This window comes from Sporomusa sp. (assembly GCF_035561155.1).
In the GTDB taxonomy this organism is placed as follows: Bacteria; Bacillota; Negativicutes; order Sporomusales; family Sporomusaceae; genus Sporomusa.
Window position 1 is genome coordinate 1 of sequence record NZ_DATMYD010000109.1, and the last position, 7,503, is coordinate 7,503.

General features: G+C 45.0%; 6 protein-coding genes. 3 read left to right on the forward strand and 3 right to left on the reverse strand.

Annotated elements, in window-relative coordinates; all coding sequences use genetic code 11:
- Positions 1 to 295: 295 nt before the first annotated feature.
- From VN447_RS15380 to VN447_RS15390, 3 genes are all read left to right on the forward strand, one after another.
- Positions 296 to 985 (forward strand): response regulator transcription factor, encoded by a 690-nt coding sequence (locus VN447_RS15380; RefSeq protein WP_325526226.1) that lies wholly within the window; start codon positions 296 to 298, stop codon positions 983 to 985.
- An 86-nt stretch (positions 986 to 1,071) separates the two neighbouring features.
- Positions 1,072 to 1,758, forward strand: coding sequence for a response regulator transcription factor (locus VN447_RS15385; protein ID WP_325526227.1), 687 nt, complete (start codon positions 1,072 to 1,074; stop codon positions 1,756 to 1,758).
- Positions 1,759 to 2,017: 259 nt separating this feature from the next.
- The gene (locus VN447_RS15390; protein WP_325526228.1) at positions 2,018 to 3,853 is read left to right on the forward strand and encodes a flagellin; all 1,836 of its coding nucleotides are present in this window, start codon (positions 2,018 to 2,020) and stop codon (positions 3,851 to 3,853) included.
- 199 nt (positions 3,854 to 4,052) lie between these two features.
- On the opposite strand, the gene VN447_RS15395 is transcribed toward VN447_RS15390, so the two are convergent.
- The 3 genes from VN447_RS15395 to flgL are packed head-to-tail and all read right to left on the reverse strand — an operon-like array spanning position 4,053 to position 7,339.
- Positions 4,053 to 4,469 carry a hypothetical protein gene (locus VN447_RS15395; protein WP_325526229.1) on the reverse strand — a complete coding sequence of 139 codons (417 nt, stop codon included), beginning with the start codon at positions 4,467 to 4,469 and terminating at the stop codon, positions 4,053 to 4,055.
- 16 nt (positions 4,470 to 4,485) lie between these two features.
- Positions 4,486 to 6,387, reverse strand: a complete 1,902-nt coding sequence (gene fliD, locus VN447_RS15400; RefSeq protein WP_325526230.1) for a flagellar filament capping protein FliD — start codon at positions 6,385 to 6,387, stop codon at positions 4,486 to 4,488.
- 31 nt (positions 6,388 to 6,418) lie between these two features.
- A complete protein-coding gene (gene flgL, locus VN447_RS15405; protein ID WP_325526231.1) occupies positions 6,419 to 7,339 on the reverse strand; it encodes a flagellar hook-associated protein FlgL in 921 nt (306 codons plus the stop codon).
- Positions 7,340 to 7,503: the final 164 nt, after the last annotated feature.

A 7,503-nucleotide genomic window follows, 5' to 3' on the forward strand; every position in this document is an offset into this window, starting at 1 on the left:
ACATCCATTTTTACAATTTCGAGCGTTTCCAAATGAAATACCAACTGACGCCTTCCGAAAAACGGCGTCAGTCGGCTTAATTCAAAGATATTCTACGACCGGCTTTTCTCTTTTGTGTCTATCTCCGCTGGGGCGGTTCAGTAATTAATAAATATTAAGCTTTTATTTATTTTTGTAAAGAAAAATCGGCAAACCAAACAAAATTCCAATAATTATCTGAGAGAATGGTTACTAGGAAAAAGTGTCCAGGGAAGGAAAATTTTTCACAAGGTTGTGGCCGCAAAGGATGTCTTACATGAAGTTGCTACTAGTAGATGACGAGAGCAAATTAGTTGCAGCATTATCTTGTTTACTGTGTAAGAACGGGTTCCATGTCGATTCTGCCGCAAATGGCGATATCGGAATTGAGATGGCCTGTAAGGGAATCTATGACATTATTATATTGGATCGAATGCTCCCCAATCATGATGGCATATTGTTACTAAGAGAGTTGCGTAATAAAGGGCATGAAACCCCAGTCCTGTTCTTAACAGCAAGGGTTACAGCCAGCGACCGCATCGAAGGTTTAGATGCCGGCGCCGATGATTATTTGACCAAACCCTTTACAATCGAAGAATTGCTGGCACGATTGCGGGCCCTGTCCCGTCGTAAAGACAAAAAACTAGTCGGAACAACGATTAATGCCGCGGGGCTAGTATTAGACCCGCAGCGCGGTGAAGTCGTAAAAGGGGCAGAAACCTTTCAGCTCACAGCAAAAGAATCCTTGCTTTTAGAACTGCTGATGCGTAACTATAGTCAAGTAGTTACCAAAGAACATATCTTGAAGAAAGTTTGGGGCCTCTCCTCCAGAACTGCGCTTGCCAACGTTGATCTATATATTCATTACCTACGCAAAAAATTAAACATCCTCGGAATCAAGACATTGCGCGGAATAGGCTACTCTTTACAAGAAGATATCAATGTTTCCAAACCTACGTGCGGCTAGCTCCCCTGGGACGAGGATAAAAATACAAAAACATCCATGGACGGAAAAACATTCACAAGGTTGTGGCATTAAAAAGGATGTTTTAAATGAAACTGCTACTAGTAGAGGATGAGAGTAGATTAGTTGACTCATTATCTCATTTGTTGAAAAGAAATGGCTATGTGGTCGATGCGGCTTTGGATGGTCAGTCAGGAATTGATATGGCCTGCACGGGGGTATATGACATTATTATTCTGGACCGAATGCTACCCTATCAAGATGGTCTTTCTGTACTGAGAGAGTTTCGAAGTCTGGGGCATGATACCCCAGTGCTCTTTCTAACTGCCAAAGATTCTCCAGACGACCGCGCGGAAGGCTTAAATGCCGGTGCCGACGACTACTTAATCAAACCTTTTTTTTCGGTTGAATTATTGGCTAGACTACAAGCCCTGGCCCGGCGCCGCGGTAAAGAATTAGCGGAAAATGTCTTGGTTGCTGATGACCTGGTTCTCAACCCGATGCGCTGCCAAGTAGTAAAAGCAGGCGAGGTTATTCAGCTAACTCTGAAAGAATCCCAGCTTTTAGAATTATTAATACGCAACTATGATCGTGTAGTGACTAAAGAGCAGATAATCCAAAAGGTATGGGGATACTACTCCGAAGCAGAATTTACAACCGTAAATTTATACATCCATTACTTACGGAAAAAACTCAACATTGCTAATCTCAAGACAGTATGGGGAGTAGGCTATTCTTTGTATGGCAAGCCAAAAGCAGCTAGTGCTGTAAACTAGCTGGTAACAGATCTTTAGAACAGAAATAGAAAATAAGTTATTCAGCAAAAGCCACCGGTAAAATACCGGTGGCCTTTATTTTTAGATAAGGAGTTAACATTTTCCATTATTTAATATTTTTCTAATACTTTATTTAACATTTTGTAAATAATCGGCCGCGATTTAATTAACAGACAAGAGCGAAAGGAGGGGCGGCAAAGCCTTACCCGTTGCTAGTAGGCACGGAAGCTAACTTTCAAATTTCAAGGAGGAATTTATTATGTCAATGGTAATCAACACTAACATGTCGGCTTTAAACACCTACAACCAATTAAACAAAAACAATTCTCTCATGAACTCATCTCTGGAGAAATTATCGTCCGGCTACCGCATCAACAGTGCCGCCGACGATGCAGCTGGTTTGGCCATCTCGGAAAAAATGCGCGGCCAGATCCGTGGTCTTGATCAAGCCAGTGCCAATGCGCAGGACGCTATCTCGCTGACTCAGACAGCCGAAGGTGCACTGGATGAATCCACTAGCATCCTGCAACGGATGCGCGAACTGTCTGTACAGGCTTCCACTGACACACTAACCGAAGATGACCGCAATGCCGTTCAGGATGAAATGACCCAATTGACCTCAGAACTAAACAGGATTGGCAATACTACTGAATTTAATACCAAGAACCTTCTAAAAGGCGATGGTAAAGTTTCACTTGCTTCAACAAAATTGGTTACCGACGGAAATTTGGGTACCGGTACTGGTAATACAGCAGGCGTAACTAACTATACTCAAGCAACTCAGTCGGTTACACTAACGGCTGGTGCTGCTGCAGCTGATACTGCTAGCTTTACAATCAATGGTCAGCAATTAAAAGTTTCTTTCACTGCAAGTACATCCAATGGTGGTACTATTGCTGGTGACAATACAGGCTACAATGTAACAGCCAACAGCGCTGATGTTGCTATTGATGCCACATCTACTGTTGCTACCACTGCTGATGGATTAGCAAGCGCCTTGCAGCAGATGATTGATGCAAATAGTACTCTGAAAGGTAACTATACGGCTGTTTCCGATGGAGTAAGCAAACTAACAATTACTGCGGTTAAAACAGATGACGGCGGAACACTTGATGGGTCCAAAGGCAATATTGCCGCCGCATCTGAAACAGGCACTATCGCCTGGGGAGCTACTGACGGAGCAGCCAGCGTTGGCACTACCACCTATACCCAAGCAACTAAAGAAATAGACTTTTCTTCTCTTGAAACCGGTACTGCCACTACGACTGACGCTAACCTTAAAGCTCTAGTTGGAACAGGCATGACTATTAATGGCACTCAGATTGAATTCTATAACGCGGATGATGGAGCCTACACGGGTGATGCTATTGGTGTAAATATTAGCACCGCTCTCGCTGAAGGCACTGATGCTAATAAGGCAGATGAGCTTGTAAAGAATATCGTTACTCAAGTGGGTACTAAGATTGATGGCGTTGTTTTAAGCCAGGATACTACCACTGATACATTGGTCATTACCGCCGACAGCGACCATCTGGGTGAAGCAGGTAATAGCCTTTCCGTAAAAGACGGTGGTGTTCAAGAAGCCTTCAAAGCGACCTTCCAAATCGGTGCCAACACTGGACAAACCATGTCACTCAGCATTAATGACATGCGCTCACAGGCGCTTCAGGTTTCTTCCACAACCTCAGGTGGATCGGTCACCGTCAAAGACAATGATGGCAACGATGTAACAGCATCCTATAAGGCAGTATCAGAAGTAACTGATGGAACTTCTGACGACAATACCGAGTATGCACTTGATCTGTCTACCGCAGATAAGGCGACTGCCGCAATTAGTGTCATTGATGCCGCTACCAGTGCAGTATCTTCTGAGCGTTCCAAACTGGGCGCTGTTCAAAATCGCCTTGAGCATACCATCAACAACCTGACCACTTCCAGCGAAAACCTAACTTCTGCCGAATCCCGCATCCGCGATGTTGATATGGCATCTGAGATGGCTGAGTACACCAAACTGAGCACCCTCAACCAGGCAGCTACCGCCATGCTGGCTCAGGCCAACCAGTTGCCGCAACAAGTATTGTCTCTCTTGAAATAAAGTAAGACTTAGCTTCAGGTGGGGTTTTAACCCCACCTGAAGTTTAGTCGACCTTATCCAGGGACTTAGCCGCTCTTAACTCCCACTTCTACCCAAAGGGCACAAGGTAGAAGTGGGAGTTTTAGAGCGGCTTGGTCATCGGATAAAGTATGAATAACGTAAAAAATCTCTCACTTCGCAATTGAAGTGAGAGATTTTTTTAGCCTTTAGCATTAAACCGCTGTCCAGCAGCCATTACCGTCCACTGGTGAACATATCGTCCTTTTACCTGACGCAGTACCTTGATATTGCTTAGTTCAGCCGCAATCCGTTTGTGCTCAAATAAAGCCTCTTGCAACACCTGGTCGAAAGCGTTCAAAGCTTCTTTTTGCTTAATTTCAATCATATTAGCCATGACTTTTAGTTCTTCAAGGCATTTACAACTGCTATCACCTTTCAACTTATCACTTACTGTGACAAGCTCGTCAATCAGTTTAGCCCGCTCTCTAAGCAGACGATTGAGTCCCCGCATCTCCCGTCTACGGATAAAACGGCTTTGCGTTTCAGAATTGGTATTGATTTTTTGTATAATCTCTAGTTTTCTGGCCAAAATGGCCTTAACTTCTCTGTGATTCATCCCAATCATCTCCCTATCATGACGATGACGATAGATAGGAGGACAAGGCCGACAACTGTGAATTCATGGTATTTATATAGGTTTCCAGCGTAGTATATTGTTCATAAAGTTGATCCTCCTTGTCATCCAGGCGGTCTTCTTCTTTCCCAATCCGATCTTGAATTGCTGCAAGCTGTTCGCTCAGCATGTTATCACTCTCGGACGTATCGTTCTCTGTTCCGGCCTTTTCAAGCAGCAATCCCTTATTACCACGGCTATCGCTAATTGTTGAGATATTGTCCTGTAAAATATCGTAGATCCGGTAGGCAATGCCTTCTTCCTTATACCTTACCGCCCGGTCACTGACACTCAGTTTGCGAACCGTGGTAGTACCTGGGTAGCTCGATGAGGTTTTGGTAAATAAGTTCATTACACCCTCAGGATTGTCTTGGATAGCTGTTTTTAGCTTGTCCTCGTCAATGTACAATTTACCCTTTTCGTCATAAGTGCCAGTAGTTATCCCAATACCGGTAAGAGTAGTAGACAGGCCTGAGACAGAATCAATCAGTGCGTTACGCATGCTGCTCAGAAAACTACGTAACGTTGAGTCTCTTGCCAATAATCCGGTTTTAGCCTTTTCTTCCCAACTCGCTATCGCATCATCAGACATTTCCGCTTTTTGGTCATCAGTGAGCGGTGGATAGTCTGAGTCATATTCCTCTGACAACTTACTATTGAGGGTGCTGATTAACTCGTTGTAGGCATCAACAAAACTGTTAATGTTATCATAAACGGTATCGACATCCTGCGTCACATTGATACTGACATCATCTGTCGTTAGCTTATTAAGCGTATACGTGATGCCGTCTACAGTAACCGTGTTGGAGCTACGGGTCAGGCTAACGCCATCAACTGTTAGCTTGGCATCTGCCCCCGCCGTTGACTCGCTCAGCGCGGCAGTAAGAAAAGAACTGCCTGTTTCAGTCACCGACAAAGTATTACCTGCCCCTGTCTGGTCAGCTGTCAGCACTAATTGGTCGGACAGTTCATCATATGCCAGCATGACACCGGCATCACTGTCGTTGATTTCCTCCATCATCTCGTCAAGTGTGGTATCTTTGTCAAAAGTAAAGCTTACGCCATTGATCGACAATGCTACCTGCCCGTCAGTATCAAAATCAAAGCTGCTAGCCAGGCTGTCAGCGAGCTCCTCCAGCGTATCTGTTGTAGCAATACGGTTGGACATCCCGTCTTCAAGGCCAAGTGCGCTTAAAGCGCTGTCACTGTCTGAATCACTGACAGATACCACTTGCACACCGCTATCGTCAGCAGCAGCAATAGTCAAAACCCCACTGCCGTCCTCGCTGACAGTAATCTTCCCCTCACCCACAGCAGTATCAATAGCGTCCTGGATATCGCTATATGTTGACACATCGTCATCAAGATCAACAGTGTAATCTGTACCATCCACTGTGATAACAAAGCTTTTACCAGCAGCTGATGAATAGCCGGCCGCCGATGTTCCTTCAATATCCTTGGAAAATCTGCCATTGGTCTGCCTCGACGCCGCCGCAGCCAGTTGGCTAACAGCCACAGTATGTGAACCGGCAGTTGCCTCACTGGTATAAGAGGCAGTTACGGCACTACTGCTGCTAGTAACGGAAAAAGCCTGAAATGTACTTTTTCGCGTTATACTGCTGGAAGAGCTTACATTAAAATAAGTATTTGAAAATGTCTGGACATCGCTGATTATGTCACGGTAGGCTTCCTGTTTCCACTCCAACAGCTGCGACTGCTGGTTAAGCTTGTTGAGCTTAGTTTTCTCGGCAGTCATAAGCTGCTCAACAATGGAATCTACGTCAATGCCGGACGACAACCCGGTCAGTCTTGTCGTCCCGTTAACAGTCGTTGTAGTAACCGTGCTGCTAGAGCTGGCCATCAACAATCCCTCCCTGCTTTACCAAATCAACTTATGCAAGATAATCCAATAGCGACTTACTCATCACCTTGACGCCAACCGACAAGGATGCTTCATATACCGTCGAGGCTGTTGCCGATTCTGCACTGGCTTCAGCCATATCAACATCCTCATTGTTGCTCATTAATTCTTTGTAGGTTGTATAATCATTGTCAAGCCGCTTTCCCACCATGCTCACATAGTTCATACGCGCTCCCAAGTCTGCTTGTGCGGCTAAAATAGTGTCGGTATTACTCTCAATAGCATCAAGGGTATCGCTCAATTCAGAAACATCACCACTGTCAAGCCCGTCTAAAACCTTGGCAAAGGTATCAAATAAATTACCTGAGCCCATACCGGTAACGTCCTGACCTTCAACATTAACGGTGACACTGGTGCCATAACCAATGTTGGCTTTGATCGCCTGTTCATCACCATTGTCATTGAAATCGCTAATTAGCTGGCCTTTAAATAGCACGTTATTATCTGCATCCATAGAATACGGCTCTTCATCTGTGGCGTAACCACCGAAAACATAACGCCCGCCATACGAAGTATTTAGGGTATCAATAGCTGTCTGCTGCAGTTGAGTAACATCTTCTTTGATCGCTGCTAAATCACTGTCACTTAATGTATCGCTCGAACCTTGTACGACTAATTCTTTCAATTGCTGCATGACATCGCTTAGGTCGCTCAAAGCACTGTCTGTCACTTCCTGCCAGGAGGTAACATTGTCTACATTTTTCTGATACTGTTCGACTCTGGCGACATAACTGCGATATCTAATGGCCCGTGAGGCCACTACCGGATCATCTGATGGCTGCTGAATCTTGGATTGGGTCGACACCTGCTCCTGGGCCTTACTAAGCCGCTCCATATTCTTATTGATATTCCGTACCGAAGCGGTTGTCATCATATTATTGGTAATACGCACAAAAGCACCTCCCTCTTAGCTTGATCCGATGACTAACCCGCTCTAAGACTCCCGTCCTCTATAGGCGGGAGTTATACCCAAAGGGCACAGGCGAGCGGCTAAGTCCCTGGATAAGGTCGACTAAACTTCAGATGGGGTTAAAACCCCACCTGAAGCTAAGTCTC

Excerpts from the sequence above, each read along its gene's own strand:
- VN447_RS15380 (WP_325526226.1), top strand. The coding sequence starts at position 296 with ATGAAGTTGCTACTAGTAGATGACGAGAGCAAATTAGTTGCAGCATTA.
- VN447_RS15385 (WP_325526227.1), top strand. The coding sequence starts at position 1,072 with ATGAAACTGCTACTAGTAGAGGATGAGAGTAGATTAGTTGACTCATTA.
- fliD (WP_325526230.1), bottom strand. The coding sequence starts at position 6,387 with ATGGCCAGCTCTAGCAGCACGGTTACTACAACGACTGTTAACGGGACG.
- VN447_RS15390 (WP_325526228.1), top strand. The coding sequence starts at position 2,018 with ATGTCAATGGTAATCAACACTAACATGTCGGCTTTAAACACCTACAAC.
- VN447_RS15395 (WP_325526229.1), bottom strand. The coding sequence starts at position 4,469 with ATGAATCACAGAGAAGTTAAGGCCATTTTGGCCAGAAAACTAGAGATT.